Below are 19,525 nucleotides of genomic sequence, written 5' to 3'. Positions count from 1 at the left end.
CCGCCCGCGGGCCCGACGCGGGCGCCGCCGTCGTCTTTCGGAAGGACCACCCCGACGTGACCGAACGCCCTGACCGCCCGCTGCGCATCGCCATCGTGGGAGCCGGCCCCGCCGGCGTCTACACGGCGGACATCCTGACCAAGGAGGAGCGGGACTTCCAGGTCAGCATCGACCTCTTCGACCGCTACCCGGCCCCCTTCGGCCTCATCCGCTACGGGGTGGCCCCGGACCACCCGCGCATCAAGGGCATCATCACCGCCCTGCACAAGGTCATGGACCGCGGCGACATCCGCTTCCTCGGCAACGTGGACTACGGGACGGACCTCACCCTCGAGGACCTGCGCCGCCACTACGACGCCGTGGTGTTCTCCACCGGCGCGGTGCGCGATGCGAGCCTGGACGTGCCCGGCGTGGAGCTCGAGGGCTCGTTCGGCGGCGCCGACTTCGCGAGCTGGTACGACGGCCACCCGGACGTGCCGCGAGAGTGGCCGATGGACGCGACCGAGGTCGCGGTGATCGGCAACGGCAACGTGGCCCTGGACGTGGCCCGCATCCTCTCCAAGCACGCCGACGACCTCCTGGTCACGGAGATCCCCGAGAACGTGTACCGCGCGCTCACGTCCTCGCCGGTCACGGACGTGCACGTGTTCGGCCGCCGCGGCCCGGCGCAGGTGAAGTTCACCCCGCTGGAGCTGCGCGAGCTGGCCCACTCCCGCGACGTGGACATCGTGCTCTACGAGGAGGACTTCGACTTCGACGCCGGCTCGGAGAAGGCGATCGCGGAGAACAACCAGGTGCGCACCATGGTGGGCACGCTCACCAACTGGCTCATGGAGCAGGAGGATCGCACGGAGCAGGCCTCCCGCCGCCTCCACCTGCACTTCCTCCAGGCCCCGGAGGCGTTCCTCGACGCCGACGGCGACGGCCGCCTCGACGGTCTGCGCATGCGCCGCATGGAGCTGGACGGGGAGGGCGGGGTCCGCCCGACCGAGGAGACCGCGGACTACCCCGTGCAGGCCGTCTACCGCGCGGTGGGCTACTTCGGCTCGCCCGTGGACGGCGTGGAGTTCGACGACGCCCGCGGCGTCATCCCGAACGCCGAGGGCCGCGTGCTCGACGCGGACGGGAATGCCGTGCCGGGGCTCTACGCCTCAGGCTGGATCAAGCGCGGCCCCGTGGGCCTGATCGGCCATACGAAGGGCGACTCGCTCGAGACCATCCAGCACCTGATCGAGGACGTGGACGCCCTCTGGACCGCCGAGGACCCGTCCGAGGACGCGGTGCTCGCGCTGCTCGCCGAGCGCGGCGTCCCCGTGACCACGTGGGAGGGCTGGCATGCCCTCGACGCGCACGAGAAGTCCCTCGGCGCGGCGGCCACCGAGGCCGGCCCGGTGGCCCGCGAGCGCGTCAAGGTCGTGGACCGCGACGAGATGACGCGCATCAGCCGCGGGGAGTGATCCTCCCGGCCTGACCCGACCACGACGGCGGGCACCCACCGCGGGTGCCCGCCGTCGTGGTGTGCGAGGGCGGCTACTCTGGCCCGGTGCCCCGCCTCCTCGCCGACCTCACGCCGCTGAAGGTCTCGCCCGCCTACCGGCGGCTGTGGGTGGGCAACCTGCTCTCCTCCGTGGGCACCCAGCTCACGCTCATGGCGGTGTCCCTCGAGGTCTTCGCGCTGACCGGCTCGTCCTTCGCGGTGGGCCTGCTGGGACTGGCGGCGCTCGTGCCGCTCGTCGTCGCGGGCCTGTACGGGGGCGCCGTGGCCGACCGCCACGACCGCCGCACCGTGGCGCTGTGCTCCTCCGCCGTCATGTGGGCGACGACCGTGGGCATCGCGGCGCACGCGTGGGCGGGGACCGAGTCCGTGCCCCTGCTCTACGCCCTCGTGGCCGTGCACTCCGGGGCCTCCGGCATCAACCAGCCCACGCGCGGCGCCATCGTCCCCGCGCTCGTGGGGCTGACGCTGCTGCCCGCCGCCAACGCCCTGACCATGATGACCTTCTCCGTGGCCATGATGGTGGGCCCGGTGCTCGGCGGAGTCCTCGTGGCCACCGCCGGGTACGCGTGGACGTACTCGATCGACGTGGTCACGTTCCTCGCCGCGCTCTACGCCCTGTGGCGCCTTCCCCCGCTGCCGCCCGCGCGCGAGGAGGGCGAGGCCGCGCCGACGGGGCGCGTGGGGCTGGGCTCGGTGGTCGAGGGGCTCCGTTTCCTCGCCTCCCGGCCCACCCTGCGCATGACGTTCCTCGCGGACATCGTGGCCATGGCCACCGCATTCCCACGCGCCCTGCTGCCCGCGATCGGCGGCGTGGTCCTGGGCGGCGGCGAGTCCGCCGTCGGCATCCTGCTGGCCGCGATGGCCGCCGGCGCGTTCCTCGCCGGCCTGTTCTCCGGCTCCTTCACGCGCGTCACGGCGCAGGGCTGGGGCGTCTACCTCTCGATCTGCGCGTGGGGAGCCGCCGTGGCCGCATTCGGCGGCGTCGTGTGGTGGGCGCGCTCGATGCCCGAGGGCGACCCGCGCCTCGGTCTCGCGATGGCGCTGTGCGTGGCGTGCATGGCGGTGGCCGGCGCGGCGGACTCGGTCTCGGGCGTCTTCCGCAGCACCATCCTGCAGGCCGCGACGCCGGACCGGCTGCGCGGGCGGCTGCAGGGCGTGTTCGTGGTGGTCGTGGCCGGGGGCCCCCGCGTCGGCGAGATGATCACGGGCGGCGCCTCGACCCTCCTCGGGGAGGGGCTCACCCTCGTGGCCGGCGGCGTGCTGTGCGTGGTGGGCGTGAGCGTGCTGATGCGGCGGCAGCCGGGCTTCCTGGCCTACGACGCACGGAACCCCACGCCCTGAGCGGGCGCGGGGTTCCGGTGGGGGAGGGGCTCAGCGGTCGGCGTCGGAGCGGCGGTCGGCGGCGATCGTGGCCGGGATCCGGCCCCCCAAGCGGGTCCAGTGGCCGACGAGCTCGTCCTTCGGCTCCGCCTGGAGGGTCTCCCGCGCCTCCTCCTCGGCCTTCTCGATCCGCGTGGCGAGCTTCCGGTGGGCGCCCTCGTAGACCGCCTCGTGGCGGCTCTTCTTCACGGAGTCCTCTTCTGTGCGGCGCTGCACCGGCTCGAGCTGCTCGGCGATCGCGTCCTGGTTGCGCTGCTGGAACGTCAGCTTCGACGGGGCCAGGGCGCGCTCCACGAAGCCGTGGTCCAGGAGGATGCCGCGGGGGGCGGCCACGCCGTGGCGCAGCGCCAGGTCCACGAAGTCCTCCTGGTCCAGGACCATGGCGGCCTTCGTGAAGGGCAGGTCGTCGACGGGCCGGCCGTCCACGCGGGCGCGGGCCCGGGCGCGGCCCAGGGTGACGTCGGCGGACCACACGGCGCCGCGGGGGTCGATCAGGTAGAGCATGGGGTCTCCTCGTCGGGGCGGAGCGGGGCGGTCAGGCCGGGGGCTCGATGGGGGATCGGCGGGGCGGACGGTCAGCGGAAGTTGACGAACTGCAGGTCGGCGTCCGCGAAGTCCTTGAGCATCGCGATGACGGCCTGCAGGTCGTCGCGCGACTTGGAGGACACGCGCAGCTCGTCGCCCTGGATCTGGGCCTTGACCGCCTTGGGGCCCTCGTCCCGGATCAGCTTGGTGATCTTCTTCGCGGTGGCCTGGTCGATGCCCTCCTTGATGGAGGCCTCGATCCGGTACTCCTTGCCGGAGGCGAACGGGTCCCCGGCGTCGAGGGACTTCAGGGAGATGCCGCGCTTGACGAGCTTGGACTCGAAGACGTCCTTGACGGCCTTCACGCGCTCCTCGGAGTTCGCCTTCATGAGGATCTTCTCGCCGGAGAAGTCGATCTCCGCGCCGACGCCCTTGAAGTCGTAGCGCTGGACGATCTCCTTCTGCGCCTGGTTCAGGGCGTTGGACACCTCCTGGCTGTCCACCTTGCTGACCACATCGAACGTGGAATCACCGGCCATCGCTGTCTCCTCCTGCTGCTCGCGTACGGCTGTCCGTGCCTCGGGGCAGGTCGCGCGAGGCGCCCGGCGCGCCCCGGGGCGCCTGCGGGCCAGCCTACCGGGGTCCGACGACGCCGCGCCCCGGCCCGATTGGGCGTCTCCTGAGCCCATGCGGTACAGTCGTCTCTCGCCTGAACGGTGCGGTGCCTCGAACGAGGCGCGCGCGTCCGTCCAGTCGCCCGGCAGATTACCCGAGCGGCCAAAGGGGGCTGACTGTAAATCAGCTGGCACTGCCTTCGGGGGTTCGAATCCCTCATCTGCCACGGGACATGAGAAGACCCCGGGACCGAGTCGTCGTTCCCGGGGTCTTCTCATGTCCGGCGCCGGGTGGCGGAGAGGGCTGGGGAGGACGTAGCCTGCATGTGATCCGCATCACATGCAGAGGAGTCCCAGCGTGACGCAGCCCACCGATCCCGCCCGCCCGGAGGAGACGGCGTCCACGCGGGGTCCGGACGACGTGCCGCTCCTGGAGCAGACCCTCGCCCAGAACCTGGACGAGACCGCCGCTCGCCTGCCGGACGCACCCGCCGTCGTCGAGTGCGGACCCGGCGGCGACCCGCACACCGGCCGCTCCTGGACCTTCGCGGAGCTGGCGGAGCACTCCCGCGCCGTGGCCAAGGCGCTGATCGCCGCCGGCTACGGCCACGGCGACCGCATCGGCATGTGGAGCCCCAACGTGGCGGAGTGGACGTCCCTGCTCTACGGCGCCGCGCGCGCCGGGGTCATCCTGGTCAACCTCAACCCGGCGTACCGCAGCCACGAGCTCACCTACGTGGTGGAGCAGTGCGCGATGCGTGGCCTCGTGGTGGCCTGCCCGGACGCCCGCATGGACCCGCCGGCGATCGCGCGGCAGGTGGCCCGTGAGGGAGCCCCCGCGCTGGAGCAGCTCATCATGCTGCCCGCCGGCGCCCCGGGTGATGAGCCCTTCGCGCACGCCCGCCCGGGGGAGGTGGCCGGCCGCGCCGCCGACGCCGCGGCCGAGGAGGCCACGTGGGAGGCGTTCCTGGCACGGGCCGCGGAGGTCTCGGACGAGCAGCTCGCCGAGCGCGAGGCCGCCACCGGAGCCGAGGACCCCGTGAACCTGCAGTACACCTCGGGCACCACCGGCTTCCCCAAGGGCGTCACGCTGACCCACCGCAACATCCTCAACAACGGGTTCCACATCGGCGAGCTGCTGGGCTACTCCGAGGCGGACACCCTCGTGATCCCGGTGCCCTTCTTCCACTGCTTCGGCATGGTCATCGGCGTGATCGCGGCCGTCTCCCACGGCACCGTGAGCGTCATCCCGGGCCGGGCGTTCCATCCGCTCGACTCCCTCACCGCGGCGGCCGCCACGCGCGCCACGAGCCTCTACGGCGTGCCCGCCATGTTCATCGCGATGCTGGCCCGCCCCGAGGCGGCCTCCCTGGACCTGAGCACCCTGCGCACCGGCGTCATGGCCGGGTCCCCGTGCCCCGTGGAGGTCATGCGACGCGTGATCGACGAGCTGCACATGTCCGAGGTCGCCATCTGCTACGGCATGACCGAGACCGCCCCCGTCTCCACCATGACCCGCCGCGACGACACCCTCGAGGCGCGCACCCAGACCGTCGGTCGCTCGATGCCGCACGTGGAGACCAAGGTCGTCGACCCCGTCACCGGGCAGACCCTGGCCCGCGGCGCCACCGGAGAGCTGTGCACCCGCGCCTACTCGGTGATGCTCGGCTACTGGAACGCCGAGCAGAAGACCGCGGAGGTCCTCGACGAGGACGGCTGGATGCACTCGGGCGACCTCGCCTCGATGGACGCGGACGGGTTCGTCCGCATCGAGGGACGCATCAAGGACCTCGTGATCCGCGGCGGCGAGAACATCTCTCCGCGCGAGGTGGAGGAGTTCCTCCACGCCCACCCGGACGTCCAGGACGTGCAGGTGGTCGGCGTGCCGGACGAGCGGTACGGCGAGGAGCTCATGGCCTGCCTGATCATGCGCGAGGGTGCCGAGCCGCTCACCGTCGAAGCGGTCCGCGAGTTCGCCACCGGGAGGATCGCCCACTTCAAGATCCCCGCCTACGTGCGCATCATGGACGCGTTCCCCATGACCGTCTCCGGCAAGGTCCGCAAGGTGGAGCTGCGCGAGGAGGGCGCCGCGGTGATCGGCGCGGCGGGGGCCTGAGGCCCCGGCTCAGGCGGCGGGGAGGGGTCGGACGTCCCACACGGTGCACAGCGCATCCGGGGCGGCCTCGGTGACGGCCTGCCGGTAGAGGTCCCTCCAGGCAGAGCCGGAGTGCCCGCCCTCGCCGCGCAGCCGCCACTGGCCGTGCAGCAGCACGGCGTCGATGAAGTCCGACGGGTCCCGGGCGGCGTCCCCCTCCGCGGCGTCCTCCGCGTCGGGGCGGCGCAGGTCGGACGCCGGCGCCACGGCGTAGAGGCTCGTCTCGTCGTGGTCGAGCACGAGACCGCAGTCGTCCTCGAACGCGGTGATCCAGGACATCGAGTCCCGCAGCGCGGCCTCCGCGTCCGGCTCCGCCGAGACGATCAGCACCGAGGCGCGCACGCCTGGGCGCAGCGGGCCGGGCCGGCCGGGGCCGTGGGGCTCGTGCCGGGCTCGCCCGTGCGTGCGGCGGCTGTCCTCGAAAGCGGTGGTCATGGTCGGCTCCCTCCGTCGGGGGCCGGCCTCGGCCCCGCCTCGAGCGCACCGGTCGGCGCGCTCCAGGCCGACGCTAGGAGGCCCGTTCGGAGCGGCGGCCGCGCCGTGGCTGTCCAGGGGACGACGCGCGGGGCCGCAGCCGCCTGTGCAGGAGCCGACGCAGCGGGGGTCAGTACCGCCGGTGGTCCGCCGGGGCGAGCTTGGGCCCGAAGGCCTGCTTGCGCTCGCCGCTGAGCGAGATGAGCCGCACCACCCGGTGCCGATGCCCGGCCCACGGGGCGAGCAGGCGCAGCATGCCGGCGTCGTCCGTGCGCCGTCCCGTGAGGACCTGGCCCACGAACTGGGCGAGGTGGAAGTCCCCCACCGAGACCAGGTCGGCCGCGCCGTGGCTGCGCTGCAGCGCCTCGGCGGTGCTCCATGGGCCGATGCCAGGAATCGACTCCAGGCGTCGGGCCAGTCGTGCCAGGCCTGCGGTGTCGCCGGGGGAGACGTCGCGCCCGAGCCGGTCGATCGTCTCGGCGCGCCGGGCGACCTCCAGCACCGTCCTCGACTGCGAGGGCTGCACCCACGCCCGCGCGTGCCAGTCCCACGAGGGGATCCGCAGCACGGCCTCCGCGGTGGGCGGCAGCAGCATGCCCGCGGGAGCGGGGCCCGGGACGGGCTCGGCGTCGTGGGCGGCGGCCAGCCGCACGAGGGTGCGCCAGCCGTGGCGTGCCTGGTCGTGCGTGACCTTCTGCTCCAGCACCACGGTCATCAGCTGGGTGGCGAGCGCGCCCGCGGCGGGCAGCCGCAGCCCGGGCCGGAGGCGGCGGACGCGCCACACGTGCGCCGGAAGCGGCGGGCCCACCCCCGGCGGGTCCGCCGACGGATCGGCCACGGCGTCGAACTGCGGCCAGCCCGCGTCCGCCAGCCCCAGCAGGGCCTCGGCGTTCCCGACCGCGGCGCGGGCCCCCGGGCCCCACGCGCGGGCGGTGATGCTCCAGCCCCCGGCCCCGTCCGGGGCGCGCACCGCGGGAGAGACCAGGAGGGTGGCCGGCCCGGCACCCACGTGGACGGCATCGGGCCCGGCCGGCTCGCGGCGCGTGAGCCACACGCCCTGGGGGGTGGCACGGACGGTCGGGTCGGCGGCCCCGCGCTGCAGGGGCCGCAGGGTGAGGGCCACGTCGACGGGCGTGGACACCCGGAGGTGGCGCACGGCGTCCGGGGCGGTCATGCCGTGCACCGTACACCGCACGTTGCCCCGCGTGTCCTCGACGCCCCTGACGGCGTCCGGCCCCTGGCGTAGCGTGGAGCACGTGACTGAGCAGACCTCCCCCGTCCCGGGCGCCGCCGCGTCCTCCGCCACCCCCGTGCCCGCGCCCGAGCGAGGCGGCATGCGCTATGCCGAGACCGTCCTGGAGCTGATCGGTCGCACCCCGCTCGTGAAGCTCAACGTGGTGACCGAGGGCGTCGCCGCCACGGTGCTCGTGAAGGTGGAGTACCTGAACCCGGGCGGCTCCGTGAAGGACCGCATCGCCCTCAGGATGATCGAGGAGGCGGAGAAGGACGGCCGGATCCTCCCCGGCGGCACCGTGGTGGAGCCCACCTCCGGCAACACCGGCGTGGGCCTCGCCCTCGTGGCCCAGCAGAAGGGCTACCGCACCGTGTTCGTCACGCCGGACAAGGTCGGCCAGGAGAAGCGGGACGTGCTCTCCGCGTACGGCGCGGAGCTCGTCGTCGTGCCCTCCTCGGTCGCCCCGGACTCGCCGGAGTCGTACTACGGCGTGGCCGACCGCCTCGAGGGGGAGATCCCGGGCGCGTTCCAGCCGAACCAGTTCTTCAACCCGGCCGCGCCGGCCTCGCACTACGAGACCACGGGGCCGGAGATCTGGGAGGACACCGCCGGCCGCGTCACCCACGTCGTGATGGGCGCGGGCACGGGCGGCACCATCACCGGCACGGGCCGCTTCCTCAAGGAGGTCTCCGCGGACCGCGCGTCGGGCCCCGTCCGCGTGATCGGCGCGGACCCGGAGGGCTCCGTCTACTCCGGCGGCACGGGGCGCCCGTACTTCGTCGAGGGCGTCGGCGAGGACATCTGGGTGGACAACTACGACCGCTCGGTGCCGGACGAGGTCATCGCCGTCTCGGACGAGGAGGCCTTCGCCATGACCCGGCGGCTCGCCGCCGAGGAGGGCCTGCTCGTGGGCGGCTCCTCCGGCCTCGCCGTGGCCGCCGGCCTGCGGGCCGCGCGCGAGCTCGGCCCGGACGACGTCATGGTGATCGTGCTGCCGGACTCCGGCCGCGGCTACCTCGCCAAGATCTTCAACGACGCGTGGATGGACGAGCGCGGCTTCGCCCGCGACGGCCAGGACACCGTGCTGCCCGGGTGGGCCCGCGGCCGGACCCGCTCCGCCGTCCCGCACGCCGCGCAGGCCACGACCACGGCGCCCCGCGGCGGGCGCTGGGACGCCACCGTGGGCGCGCTGCTGGAGGACAAGGAGGACCTGTTCCCCGGCTCGGTGCCCACGATCGTGACCGCGGCGCCGACCACGTCGGTCTCGGACGCAGTGGACACCATGACGCGCTACGGCGTGGACGCGCTGCCCGTCGTCGCCGAGCCCCGCCACGACCTGCGGATCGGGGAGGTGCGCGGCACCGTGTCCGCCCACGATCTCGCGGCGCGCCTCGCGGACGGCCGGGTCAGCCCGGACTCCGAGGTCGCGGACGCCATGGGCGCCGCCCTGCCGCTCATCGGCGCGGCCACCGGCCTGCGCGAGGCGGCGCGACGCCTGCTGGAGGACCCCACCCTGCTCGTCGCCCGCGGCGGGACCGTGGTGGGCGTGCTGACACTGCACGACGTGCTGGCCTACGCCACCGCCTGATCCCACCGACCCGGCCGATCGACCCGACGCCGCCCCGACGCGAGAGGACGCACCCATGACCACCGAGGACCCCACGCAGAGCTTCACCGGCGAGACCGCCCCGGAGCACGACTCCACGCCGGACACCCGTCCGCGCGGCGCCGGCTTCGGCACCCGCGCTGTGCACGCCGGACAGGAGCTGGACGAGGTGTTCGGCGCCGTCGTGCCGCCCGTGCACCTGTCCACCACCTACGCGCCGACCGCCATCGGCGAGCTGCGCCGCGGCTACGACTACGGGCGGGGCACCAACCCGACGCGCGATGCCCTGCAGACCCAGCTGGCCGCGCTCGAGGCCGGCGTGGGGGAGGACGGCACCCCGAACGCCACCGCCCTGACCTTCGCCTCCGGGCTCGCCGCCGAGACCGCGCTCATCATGGGCGCCGCCGAGCCGGGCGTGACCGTCGTGCTGGGCAACGACGTCTACGGCGGCTCCTACCGCCTCATCTCCACGGTGCTGGCCAAGTGGGGCGTGCGCCACGCCGTGGTGGACATGGCCGACGTCGCCGCCGTGGGCGCAGCCGTCGAGCAGGCGAAGGCCGAGGGCCCCGTGATCGTGTGGCTCGAGACCCCCTCGAACCCGATGATGAAGGTCTCCGAGGTCGCCGCGATCGCCGAGGCGGCCCATGCCGGGGGCGCGCTGCTCGTCGTCGACAACACGTTCGCCACGCCCTACCTCCAGACCCCGCTCGCGCTCGGCGCGGACGTGGTGGTGCACTCCACCACCAAGTACATCGGCGGGCACTCGGACGTCGTGGGCGGAGCCGTGGTCATCAAGGACCCGGAGATCGCCGAGGCCGTGAAGTTCCAGCAGTTCGCGGCCGGCGCCGTGAACGGCCCGTTCGACGCCTACCTGACCACCCGCGGGCTCAAGACCCTCGGCGTGCGCATGGACCGCCACCAGGCCAACGCGCAGGCCGTGGCCGAGTGGCTCCTCGAGCAGCCGGCCGTGTCCCACGTGCTCTACCCGGGCCTGCCGGACCACCCGGGCCACGAGCTCGCCCAGCGCCAGATGCGGGGCTTCGGCGGCATGGTCTCCGTGCGCTTCCATGGGGGCGCGGCGGCCGCCAAGAAGGTGGCCGAGTCCACGCGCCTCTTCCAGCTGGCCGAGTCCCTCGGCGGCATCGAGTCGCTGATGAACTACCCGGCCGAGATGACCCACGCCTCCGTGGCCGGCACCGAGCTCGCCGTCCCGGACGACCTCGTCCGCCTCTCCGTGGGCATCGAGGACGCCGCGGACCTCATCGCGGACCTCGAGCAGGCCCTCGCCGGCCTCCAGGCCTGAGCGCACGCGTCCCGCGCCGTCCACGACGCCGGCCGGACCCCTTGCCGGGTCCGGCCGGCGTCGTAGTGTGGGTCACATGAGCATCATCGCCTTCACGAACGCCCATGTCGTCCCCGTCGAGTCCGAGCCCTTCGACGGCGTCCTCCTCGTGGAGGACGGGAGGATCACCGCGCTGGGAGCCGACGTCGAGGTGCCCGCGGGCGCCGACGTCGTGGAATGCGAGGGGAGGTGGCTGCTGCCCGGCTTCGTGGACGCCCACGTGCACCTGGGCATGCACGCGGAGGGCGAGGTGGGCGCGACCGCGGACGTCAACGAGATGACCGATCCCGTGATGGCGGGCGTGCGCGCGATCGACGCGGTGGACCCCAACGAGCCGGGCTTCCGGGACGCGCTCGCGGGCGGCGTCACCACGGTGAACGTGAACCCGGGCTCCGGCAACCCGATCGGCGGGCAGGCCGTGGCCCTGCACACCCACGGCCGCACCGTGGACGAGATGGTGCTGCGCAGCCCCTCGGGCGTGAAGTCGGCACTGGGGGAGAACCCCAAGAACGTGTACAAGGAGAAGGGCCGCACGCCGTCCACGCGTCTCGGCACGGCGCTCGTCATCCGCGAGGCGTTCCTGAAGGCGCAGGGCTACATGGCCCGCCGCGCGGAGGCGGAGGCCGAGGGGAAGCCGTTCACCGCGGACCCGCACATGGAGGCCCTCGCCCTCGTGCTGGAGCGGAAGATCCCGTGGCGCCAGCACTGCCACCGCACGGACGACATCGCCACCGCCCTGCGCATCGCCGACGAGTTCGGCTACGAGCTCGTGCTGGACCACGGCACCGAGGCCCACCCGATCGCCGACCTGCTCGCGGAGCGGGGCGTGCCGGTGCTCATCGGCCCGCTGTTCACCACGAAGTCCAAGCCGGAGCTGCGCGGCCGCTCGATGCGCAACCCGGGGCGCCTGGCGCGCGCGGGCGTGGAGATCAGCATCATCACGGATCACCCCGTCATCCCGATCGACTTCCTCGTCTACCAGGCGGCGCTGTCCGTCAAGGAGGGCCTGGACCCGGAGACCGCGCTGCGGGCCATCACGCTGAACCCCGCGAAGGTGCTGGGCCTCGCGGACCGCATCGGCTCGCTCGCCCCGGGCAAGGACGCCGACCTCGTGCTGTGGAGCGGGGACCCGCTGGACGTCATGCAGCGCGCCCTGCGGGTCTGGATCGGCGGGCGCCCGGTCATGGAGTACGACACCGCGGCGGCACGCCCCGTCGTCGCGCCCACGCGGCCCGTGGAGGACTGAGCGCGGACGGCGCTCAGCGCCGCACGCGCGAGCGCACGGGCGGCAGCCACACGAGCGCGGTGCCGATGATCAGCAGCACCGCGAGCGCGATCAGGAGCGCGTTGCCGCGCAGGAACGAGGGGACGGCCACCACCAGGGTGAGGAACGTGAGGGAGGAGATCGCCCCGCGGCGGCGGCGCAGCAGCCCGATCCAGCCCCACAGGGCCGCCAGCGCGAGGATCCCGGCGAGCCCGCCCAGCATGTACTGGCCCGTGGCGCCGCCGAGCGGTCCCACGGACTCGATCCCCGTCAGCGGGTCGGTCACCGGACCGCCCTCGCGCTCCGCCTGCGCGCCCCTCCAGAGCAGCGCGGCGGACAGGGCCGCGAGGAGGACGGCGACGGCGATCCACCAGATCCGCGCCAGGCGCAGGAGCGGGTGCACGAGACCGGCCTCGGCGGCGTCGCGCTCGTCCAGCGCGCGGACCCGGGCCGCACGACGGTCCGCGAGCCGTTCCTCGTCCTCGCGCCGCAGGCGGGCGCGCTCCTCGCGCAGTCGCGCGTCGTCCGCGCGCTGCCGCTCCTGGAAGGCCCGGGTGGCACGGCCGGCGGCACGTGCGAGACGGTGGTCACTGCTGTTGTCTGCCACGCTCCGAGCCTAGCGTCGCCGCGGACGGTGCTGCACGGCACACCGTCGGGTCTCGCCCGAGCGGACGCGGGGGCGTACAGTGGTGGGGACCGGTATCCGGACTTACCCCCCTGAGTGAATGAGCGTGGACGCGTGTGCCACGCCGGTGTTGCAGATGTCGTGCAGATGTGTGTGAGGACCACGAACGTCGTGGTCCCGGGGGCTCGCCGGGTGAACGGTTTCCCATTCCCCCAGCAGACCCGCACCCTCGACGACGACCCGCGACCGTCGCCGTTGAGTGCCGCCTGCGCACCCCCTCAGGAGGACACCCATGTCGATCCATGACACCCCCCAGGCCGCCGAGAACCAGGATCCGATCGTCTCGGACGAGGCCCTCGCCGCCCCGCCGTCGGACGAGACTCCCGAGTCCCTGGCCGCCGGCGCCCCCGAGGCCTCGCCGGAGGCCGACCTCGTCTCCGAGCAGGACGACACCGGCTCGGTCGAGGCCGAGCAGGACGAGCCGGCCGGCCCCACCTTCCTCGACCTGGGCCTGGACGCACGCGTCCTCGCCGCGATCGAGGACCTGGGCTACACCGCGCCCTCGCCCATCCAGGAGGCGACCATCCCGCTGCTGCTCGAGGGCCGCGACGTCGTGGGCCTCGCCCAGACGGGCACCGGCAAGACCGGCGCGTTCGCGCTGCCGGCGCTCTCCCGCCTGGCGGAGGCCTCGGACGTCAACGGGCGCGCCGACGCCCCGCAGATCCTCGCCCTGGCCCCCACGCGCGAGCTGGCGCTCCAGCTCGCCGAGGCCTTCGACGCGTACGCCAAGCATCTCGGCGACGTGTCCGTGCTGGCCGTCTACGGCGGCTCGCCCTACGGCCCCCAGCTCTCGGCGCTGCGCCGCGGCGCCCAGGTCGTCGTCGGCACCCCCGGCCGCGTGATCGACCACATCGAGCGCGGCTCCCTGGACCTCTCCCAGCTGCAGACCCTCGTGCTGGACGAGGCGGACGAGATGCTGCGCATGGGCTTCGCCGAGGAGGTGGACCGCATCCTCGCCTCCACCCCCGCGTCGAAGCAGACCGCGCTGTTCTCGGCCACCATGCCGCCGGCCATCCGCCGGATCTCCGCGCAGTACCTGAACTCCCCGGAGGAGGTGGCCGTGTCCCGTCAGTCCACGACGTCCGCCACCATCCGCCAGCGCTACCTGCAGGTGGGCCACCAGTACAAGCTCGAGGCCATGACCCGCATCCTCGAGACCGAGGACCACGACGGCGTCATCGCCTTCGTCCGCACCCGCGCCGCCACCGAGGAGCTGACCCAGCGCCTCACCCGCGCCGGCTTCAAGGCCGTGGCCATCTCCGGCGACATCGCGCAGAAGCAGCGCGAGAAGACCGTGGAGGACCTCAAGGCCGGCCGCGTGGACATCCTCGTGGCCACCGACGTCGCCGCCCGCGGCCTGGACGTGGAGCGCATCTCCCACGTGGTGAACTACGACATCCCGCAGGACGCGGAATCCTACGTGCACCGCATCGGCCGTACCGGCCGCGCGGGCCGCACGGGCGACGCCATCCTCTTCATGACCCCCCGCGAGCGCTACCTGCTGAAGCAGATCGAGCGCACCACGCGCCAGGAGGTCGAGGAGATGGCCGTGCCGTCCGTGGCGAAGGTCAACGCCGCCCGCCTCAAGCGCTTCTCCGACACCATCACCAAGACGCTTGAGCGCGCCGGCGACCAGGAGCTCGAGACCTTCGCCAGCCTCGTCGACGAGTACGTGGAGCAGCACGAGATCGAGCCGTCCCGCGTGGGCGCGGCCCTCGCCATGATGGCGCAGGGCGGCCGCCCGCTGCTCTCCACCGAGCAGGACATCCCCACCCACACGGGCCGTGCGCGCACCGAGCGCGAGGGCCGTGGGGGCCAGGACCGTCCCGAGCGCGGCGGCAGCGCGGACGGGCGCGGTTCCCGTGGTCCGGCCCGCGAGCCCGCGGCCGGCAACGCCACGTACTGGATCGGCGTGGGCCACACGGACCGTGTCAAGCCCGGCAACATCGTGGGCGCCCTCGCCAACGAGGTGGGCCTGCCCGCCTCCCAGATCGGCGCGATCGACCTGCGCGGAAACCACTCGCTCGTCGAGCTGCCCGCCGACCTCACCCCGGCCCAGCTCGAGGCCGCCGGGCGCGCTGAGATCAACGGGCGCCGGCTCAACATGCGCAAGGACACCGGGCGCCCGACGCGCGGGGAGCGCGACGGCGATGACCGTGGCGAGCGCGGCGGCCGGGGCGGGTTCCGCAAGGACCGTGACGATCGCGGCCACGGCGGCGGGTTCCGCAAGGACCGTGACGACCGCGGCCACGGCGGCGGGTTCCGCAAGGACCGTGACGACCGCGGCCAGGGCGGCGGGTTCCGCAAGGACCGTGACGACCGCGGCGGCTTCGGCGGCCGTGAGGAGCGCACCGGCGGCTTCAGGAAGGACCGCGAGGACCGCGGCGGGTTCCGCTCGGACCGCGGCCCCTCGGCCGGCCCGAAGAAGCCCCGCTGGGGCGCCCAGGAGCGTCGCGACGGTGGCCCGCGCCGCTGATGCCGGGGCGGCGCCGGGCCCCGTCTCGGCGCCGCCCGCCTGCGAGTTGGAACTCTGCGCGAACACCTGGTAGGGTTTCACCTCGTTGCCCCGATAGCTCAGTGGTAGAGCGCCATCTTGGTAAGATGGAGGTCCCGGGATCGATTCCCGGTCGGGGCTCTGACATGAGAGCCCGTTCTCTCGGCATGCGCCGCGAGCGCGGGCGCTCTCATGTCGTGGCGGTGTAGCTCAGCTGGTTAGAGCGCACGACTCATAATCGTGAGGTCGGGGGATCGAGTCCCCCCGCCGCTACGAACACGAAGGACCCGGCCTCCACGGAGGCCGGGTCCTTCTGCGTCGGCACCCCCGCGCGGGGTACACGTTCAGCCGCGTCCGCAGGTAGGAGGAGCCCTCTCTGTACCGCCGCTCTCCTGTCGTCCCGGCGCTCAGGGCGGACCAGGTGGGCGGGATCGTCTCCCCGGCCACGTCCCCGCCGTTCACGTGCCAGGTCGCCTGGACGCGTCGGAAGGACGGGCTGGTGGAGTCCACCGAGGCAGGGGGGGTTCCGCCGCCCACGATGGTCGCCCCCGCTCCGCGCCAGGCCTCGAACTGGCGCTCGGCCATGAGGTGCATGGAGATGAACTCGGCGCCGCCGGAGTAGCCGATCATCCACTGGCGGGCGGCGGAGATGAACGGGAACCGACCCCTCGGGTGGGCGTTGAGCTGCCGGTGTCAGGCGCCGTTGCGCGGGCGGTTGCTCCACCACGTGTAGCCGTAGCCGGTCTCGTACGGGGCGGGGGGTGACCACGGCCACGAGGACGCAGTTGCGACGGTTGGCCTCCGCGGCGATCCCGCGCATCTCGGTGCCGTCAGGCCGCAGCACGCGGGAGCGGTCGGCCGAGAAGTAGTCGCCGTCGAAGAACCACGCCAGGCCCACGGGCTTCTCGAGATCCAGGCCGTCCGCGTAGACGTGGTAGACGGAGGACGCGTCGCCCGCGGTGAAGGGCTGATGGAACCGGGTGGTGGGCGCCTCGGTCAGGGTCCGCAGCTGGGGGCCGTAGGCCCAGCCCCACGTCCCGGCGCAGCGGACCGACTGCCACTCGCCCGACATCACGCCGGTGGTCGCCACGACCGCCCCGCTGGGGATCATCCCGACGGTCGCGGCGGTGGAGCGCGGGCGTTCCCGCAGGGAGGCGGCACTCGTCGCGTACACGCGGCCGGCGGCGTCGCCGGCCGGCACGAGATGGGTCCCGTAGGCCCAGCCGACCGTCCCCTGGTGGCTCACGAGGATCCACTCGCCCTCGCGCGGGCCGACCGCGGTGGCGATCGACCCGGCGGGGATGGTCCCGATGACGGTTCCGTAGGACCAGGGACGGGACTTCAGGGCGATCGGGCTCAGGGTGATCGGGCTCAGGGCGAGCAGCTGGGTGGTGGCGGCGGCCGGGACGGCAGCCGCGAGGCTGGCTCCGGCGGTGACGGTGCCGGCCGCGGTCAGGGTGAAACCGCGGCGGGAGATCAGGGTGCGGGGGGCGTCGCCTCAGGGCTCGCGGAGATCATGGTGACAGCCGGATGGAACCGAGACGTTCCGAAGGTGCAGGGATCTCCCAGGTTTAACCGTGCCCTCACGAAGTGATCACGAGGAGGTCACGATCCCGTCGCGGACCGGTAGCCTGACGGCATGTCCTCGCGCCCCCGTCAGAGCCCCTCGCGCGGCGGCGCGGCCCGTCCGGCCGCCCGGCCTGCAGGCCGCAGAGAGCCCGCCGGCTTCGTCTCCCCGTGGGAGCACGGCTCCTCCCTGTACCGCCGCATGGTGCTGACCGGCTCCGGCCTCTTCCTCGTGGGGATCGTGCTCTCCGTCGTCGGCTCCGCCACGCACCGGCTCCCGCTCTCCCAGGCCGCCCTCGTCGTGCTGGGCCTGGGCGTCCTGGTCCATCTGGCGGCCCAGATGGTCCGCTTCCGCCAGGCAGCGCGTCGCCAGGGCGGGCGGCCTCGCGGCTGAGGCCCGCACCGTCGCCGCTCCCGGCGCCGACGTCTCCGGCCGTCGGGTCGCCCGCCCCGGCTCTCGGACCGCCGTCGTGTCCGGCCCCGGCGGTAGGCTGGTGCGCAGTCCGGACCCCGTCTGATCAGGAGCCACGCGTGCCCGTGAACCCCAGCGCCGCCGGGCGGAGCTATCCGCCCGCGCCCCCCTTCCAGGTGGGCCGGGAGGCCGTCCGCGCCTTCGCCTCCGCCGTCCAGGCGCAGCACCCCGCCCACCACGACGTCGAGTCTGCCCGAGCCCTCGGCCATGCCGACCTCGTCGCCCCGCCGACGTTCGCCGTCGTGATCGCGCAGCGCGCCGAGGCCGCCGCCGTGAACGACCCGGAGGTGGGCATCGACTTCTCCCGCGTGCTGCACGCGGAGGAGCGCTTCACCCACCACCGCCCGCTCGTGGCCGGGGACGAGGTCACCGCCACGGTGAGGATCGCCTCCGTGAAGTCGCTCGGCGGCAACGACATGGTCACCACCGTCACCGAGATCGCCGACGCCGCCGGCGCGCCGGTCTCGACCGTGACCTCCGCCCTGCTGATCCGCGGAGAGGAGGCCTGATGAGCGCGCAGCACATCGGCCCGCAGAACGCCCCGCGCCTGTCCGACCTCGCCAAGGGCGACGTCATCGGCTCCCGGACCGTCGCGCTCACGCGCGCCGACCTGGTGGCCTACGCGGGCGCCTCCGGCGACCACAACCCGATCCACTGGTCCGAGTCGTTCGCCACGGGGGTGGGACTGCCCGGTGTGATCGCCCACGGCATGCTCACCATGGGCGCCGCGGTGCAGCTCGTCACCGACTGGGCCGGGGATCCCGGGGCGGTGGTGGACTACCAGACGCGCTTCACGGGCATGGTGCCCGTCGCGGACACCACGGGCCGGGCCGACGACGACGGCGCGCCCCTGGCCGGCGCCCGCCTCGAGGTCACCGGCACGGTGGGCGTCGTGGACGAGGCCGCCGGCACCGTCCGGATCGACCTCACGGTGAACGACCCCGCCCTGGACAAGCCCCGCGTGCTGACCAAGGCCCAGGTGCTCGTGCGCCTGGCCGAGCCCGCAGCCCCGACCTCGGAGGAGACCGCGTGAGCGAGCGCCTGGCCGACCACACCACCACCCGCGTCGGCGGGCCGGCCCGCGCCTGGGTCACCGCGCGCACGGAGCAGGAGGCCGTGGAGGCCATCCGCGTGGCCGACGCCGCGGGGGAGCCCCTGTTCGTGCTCGGCGGGGGCTCCAACACCCTCATGGCGGACGCCGGCTTCCCGGGCACCGTGGTGCAGACGGCGTTCGAGGGCATCGAGGTGCTGGAGGACGCGCACCGCGCGGAGGGTGCGGGCGAGGCGGAGGGCGACGCCGTCGTCGTGCGCATCGCCGCCGGCCAGCCGTGGGACGCCGCCGTGGCGTGGACCGTGGAGCGGGGCCTGGCGGGCGTCGAGGCGCTCTCGGGGATCCCGGGGTCCGCCGGCGCGACGCCGGTGCAGAACGTCGGCGCCTATGGCGCGGACGTGTCCCAGGTGCTGGTCTCCCTGCGCGCGTGGGACCGGCTGGTTCCCGGCGGCGGGGCTGTCGTCGAGCTGTCCGCCGAGGAGCTGCGCTTCGGCTACCGCGACTCGATCATCAAGCGCTCGATGCTGGAGTCGGGGGAGCCGAGCCCACGCTGGGTCGTCCTCTCGATCGACCTGCGGCTGCGTCGCGCGGCCGAGGGGGCCGAGCCGACGTCGCCGGTGCGGTACGCGCAGCTCGCGCGGGCGCTCGGCGTGGAGGAGGGCGCGCACGCCGCGCTCCGGACCGTGCGGGAGGAGGTGCTCGCCCTGCGCGCCTCGAAGGGCATGGTGTGGGACGTCGCGGACCAGGACTCGTGGTCCACGGGCTCGTACTTCACCAACCCGATCGTGCCGGCGGCCGTGCGCGCCTCTCTTCCCGAGGGTGCGCCCGCGTTCGCCGCGGGGACGGACGAGCAGGGAGGTGAGCTCGTGAAGCTCTCCGCGGCCTGGCTCATCGACCACGCGGGCTACGGCAAGGGCTTCGGCCTGCCGGACGTGGAGCCCCGCGAGGACGGGCCCGATGGCCGCGGTGAGGACGGGACGGGACTGGCCGGGGGCCGCGCGTCGCTGTCCACGAAGCACACGCTCGCCGTGACGAACCGCGGCGCGGCCAGCACCGAGGACATCCTCACCATCGCGCGCGAGGTCCGCGACGGCGTCCGCGCGCGCTTCGGCGTGGACCTGCACCACGAGCCCATGATCATCGGCACTCGCCTCTGATCCACCCC

The 19,525-nt window shown here is 73.9% G+C and carries 16 protein-coding genes and 3 tRNA genes; 14 read left to right on the top strand and 5 right to left on the bottom strand.

Annotated elements, in window-relative coordinates; genetic code table 11:
• Window positions 1-56: 56 nt before the first annotated feature.
• Together AAG742_RS09030 and AAG742_RS09025 are read left to right on the top strand one after the other, a co-directional pair.
• Entirely contained in the window at window positions 57-1,457 is a 1,401-nt protein-coding gene (locus AAG742_RS09030) for an FAD-dependent oxidoreductase (RefSeq protein ID WP_248116114.1), read from the top strand.
• Window positions 1,458-1,543: 86 nt separating this feature from the next.
• Window positions 1,544-2,839: an MFS transporter gene (locus AAG742_RS09025; protein WP_343282072.1), complete on the top strand. Its 1,296-nt coding sequence runs from the start codon at window positions 1,544-1,546 to the stop codon at window positions 2,837-2,839.
• 30 nt (window positions 2,840-2,869) lie between these two features.
• Here AAG742_RS09025 and AAG742_RS09020 read toward each other — a convergent pair whose 3' ends face one another.
• Window positions 2,870-3,382 (bottom strand): hypothetical protein, encoded by a 513-nt coding sequence (locus AAG742_RS09020; protein ID WP_298711806.1) that lies wholly within the window; start codon window positions 3,380-3,382, stop codon window positions 2,870-2,872.
• Window positions 3,383-3,453: 71 nt separating this feature from the next.
• Window positions 3,454-3,942, bottom strand: a complete 489-nt coding sequence (locus AAG742_RS09015; RefSeq protein WP_248116108.1) for a YajQ family cyclic di-GMP-binding protein — start codon at window positions 3,940-3,942, stop codon at window positions 3,454-3,456.
• A 220-nt stretch (window positions 3,943-4,162) separates the two neighbouring features.
• Here AAG742_RS09015 and AAG742_RS09010 point away from each other — a divergent pair.
• Together AAG742_RS09010 and AAG742_RS09005 are read left to right on the top strand one after the other, a co-directional pair.
• Window positions 4,163-4,244 (top strand) — tRNA-Tyr (locus AAG742_RS09010).
• A 113-nt stretch (window positions 4,245-4,357) separates the two neighbouring features.
• Window positions 4,358-6,133: an AMP-binding protein gene (locus AAG742_RS09005; protein WP_343282071.1), complete on the top strand. Its 1,776-nt coding sequence runs from the start codon at window positions 4,358-4,360 to the stop codon at window positions 6,131-6,133.
• A gap of 9 nt (window positions 6,134-6,142) precedes the next feature.
• Here AAG742_RS09005 and AAG742_RS09000 read toward each other — a convergent pair whose 3' ends face one another.
• On the bottom strand, window positions 6,143-6,607 hold the full coding sequence (locus tag AAG742_RS09000) for a hypothetical protein (protein WP_343282070.1): 465 nt from the start codon (window positions 6,605-6,607) through the stop codon (window positions 6,143-6,145).
• Window positions 6,608-6,776: 169 nt separating this feature from the next.
• Window positions 6,777-7,820 (bottom strand): 3-methyladenine DNA glycosylase, encoded by a 1,044-nt coding sequence (locus AAG742_RS08995; protein WP_343282069.1) that lies wholly within the window; start codon window positions 7,818-7,820, stop codon window positions 6,777-6,779.
• 160 nt (window positions 7,821-7,980) lie between these two features.
• Between AAG742_RS08995 and AAG742_RS08990 the strand changes: the two genes are divergently transcribed.
• The 3 genes from AAG742_RS08990 to AAG742_RS08980 all read left to right on the top strand — a co-directional run bounded on the left by AAG742_RS08990 (window position 7,981) and on the right by AAG742_RS08980 (window position 12,074).
• Window positions 7,981-9,468: a cystathionine beta-synthase gene (locus tag AAG742_RS08990; RefSeq protein WP_298711880.1), complete on the top strand. Its 1,488-nt coding sequence runs from the start codon at window positions 7,981-7,983 to the stop codon at window positions 9,466-9,468.
• Window positions 9,469-9,523: 55 nt separating this feature from the next.
• On the top strand, window positions 9,524-10,789 hold the full coding sequence (locus AAG742_RS08985; protein ID WP_298711797.1) for a cystathionine gamma-synthase: 1,266 nt from the start codon (window positions 9,524-9,526) through the stop codon (window positions 10,787-10,789).
• 76 nt (window positions 10,790-10,865) lie between these two features.
• Window positions 10,866-12,074, top strand: coding sequence for an amidohydrolase (locus AAG742_RS08980; protein ID WP_298711794.1), 1,209 nt, complete (start codon window positions 10,866-10,868; stop codon window positions 12,072-12,074).
• Between the two features lie 13 nt (window positions 12,075-12,087).
• Here AAG742_RS08980 and AAG742_RS08975 read toward each other — a convergent pair whose 3' ends face one another.
• On the bottom strand, window positions 12,088-12,699 hold the full coding sequence (locus AAG742_RS08975; protein ID WP_298711792.1) for a hypothetical protein: 612 nt from the start codon (window positions 12,697-12,699) through the stop codon (window positions 12,088-12,090).
• A gap of 310 nt (window positions 12,700-13,009) precedes the next feature.
• On the opposite strand from AAG742_RS08975, the gene AAG742_RS08970 reads away from it, so the two are divergent.
• The 7 genes from AAG742_RS08970 (at window position 13,010) to AAG742_RS08940 (ending at window position 19,517) form a co-directional block, all read left to right on the top strand.
• Entirely contained in the window at window positions 13,010-15,253 is a 2,244-nt protein-coding gene (locus AAG742_RS08970) for a DEAD/DEAH box helicase (protein WP_298711788.1), read from the top strand.
• A gap of 87 nt (window positions 15,254-15,340) precedes the next feature.
• Window positions 15,341-15,412 (top strand) — tRNA-Thr (locus AAG742_RS08965).
• 58 nt (window positions 15,413-15,470) lie between these two features.
• A tRNA-Met gene (locus AAG742_RS08960) sits at window positions 15,471-15,544 on the top strand.
• Between the two features lie 1,366 nt (window positions 15,545-16,910).
• Window positions 16,911-17,231 (top strand): hypothetical protein, encoded by a 321-nt coding sequence (locus AAG742_RS08955; RefSeq protein ID WP_248116090.1) that lies wholly within the window; start codon window positions 16,911-16,913, stop codon window positions 17,229-17,231.
• Between the two features lie 137 nt (window positions 17,232-17,368).
• A complete protein-coding gene (locus tag AAG742_RS08950) occupies window positions 17,369-17,818 on the top strand; it encodes a MaoC family dehydratase N-terminal domain-containing protein (protein ID WP_298711785.1) in 450 nt (149 codons plus the stop codon).
• Window positions 17,818-18,342 (top strand): MaoC/PaaZ C-terminal domain-containing protein, encoded by a 525-nt coding sequence (locus AAG742_RS08945; RefSeq protein ID WP_248116086.1) that lies wholly within the window; start codon window positions 17,818-17,820, stop codon window positions 18,340-18,342. Before AAG742_RS08950 ends, AAG742_RS08945 begins: the two co-directional genes overlap by 1 nt.
• Window positions 18,339-19,517, top strand: coding sequence for a UDP-N-acetylmuramate dehydrogenase (locus AAG742_RS08940; protein ID WP_298711782.1), 1,179 nt, complete (start codon window positions 18,339-18,341; stop codon window positions 19,515-19,517). The genes AAG742_RS08945 and AAG742_RS08940 overlap by 4 nt, the downstream gene beginning before the upstream one ends.
• Window positions 19,518-19,525: the final 8 nt, after the last annotated feature.

The sequence above is a fragment of the Micrococcus sp. 2A genome, assembly GCF_039519235.1.
Lineage (GTDB): Bacteria > Actinomycetota > Actinomycetes > Actinomycetales > Micrococcaceae > Micrococcus.
The sequence above is the reverse complement of the archived record's forward strand: the minus strand, read 5'-3'. Positions and strand labels throughout refer to the sequence as shown.

Coding starts and splice junctions, on each gene's coding strand:
- AAG742_RS08955 (WP_248116090.1), top strand. CDS start 16,911: ATGTCCTCGCGCCCCCGTCAGAGCCCCTCGCGCGGCGGCGCGGCCCGT.
- AAG742_RS09020 (WP_298711806.1), bottom strand. CDS start 3,382: ATGCTCTACCTGATCGACCCCCGCGGCGCCGTGTGGTCCGCCGACGTC.
- AAG742_RS09005 (WP_343282071.1), top strand. CDS start 4,358: ATGCAGAGGAGTCCCAGCGTGACGCAGCCCACCGATCCCGCCCGCCCG.
- AAG742_RS08985 (WP_298711797.1), top strand. CDS start 9,524: ATGACCACCGAGGACCCCACGCAGAGCTTCACCGGCGAGACCGCCCCG.
- AAG742_RS09000 (WP_343282070.1), bottom strand. CDS start 6,607: ATGACCACCGCTTTCGAGGACAGCCGCCGCACGCACGGGCGAGCCCGG.
- AAG742_RS08990 (WP_298711880.1), top strand. CDS start 7,981: ATGCGCTATGCCGAGACCGTCCTGGAGCTGATCGGTCGCACCCCGCTC.
- AAG742_RS08995 (WP_343282069.1), bottom strand. CDS start 7,820: ATGACCGCCCCGGACGCCGTGCGCCACCTCCGGGTGTCCACGCCCGTC.
- AAG742_RS08945 (WP_248116086.1), top strand. CDS start 17,818: ATGAGCGCGCAGCACATCGGCCCGCAGAACGCCCCGCGCCTGTCCGAC.
- AAG742_RS08970 (WP_298711788.1), top strand. CDS start 13,010: ATGTCGATCCATGACACCCCCCAGGCCGCCGAGAACCAGGATCCGATC.
- AAG742_RS08980 (WP_298711794.1), top strand. CDS start 10,866: ATGAGCATCATCGCCTTCACGAACGCCCATGTCGTCCCCGTCGAGTCC.
- AAG742_RS09015 (WP_248116108.1), bottom strand. CDS start 3,942: ATGGCCGGTGATTCCACGTTCGATGTGGTCAGCAAGGTGGACAGCCAG.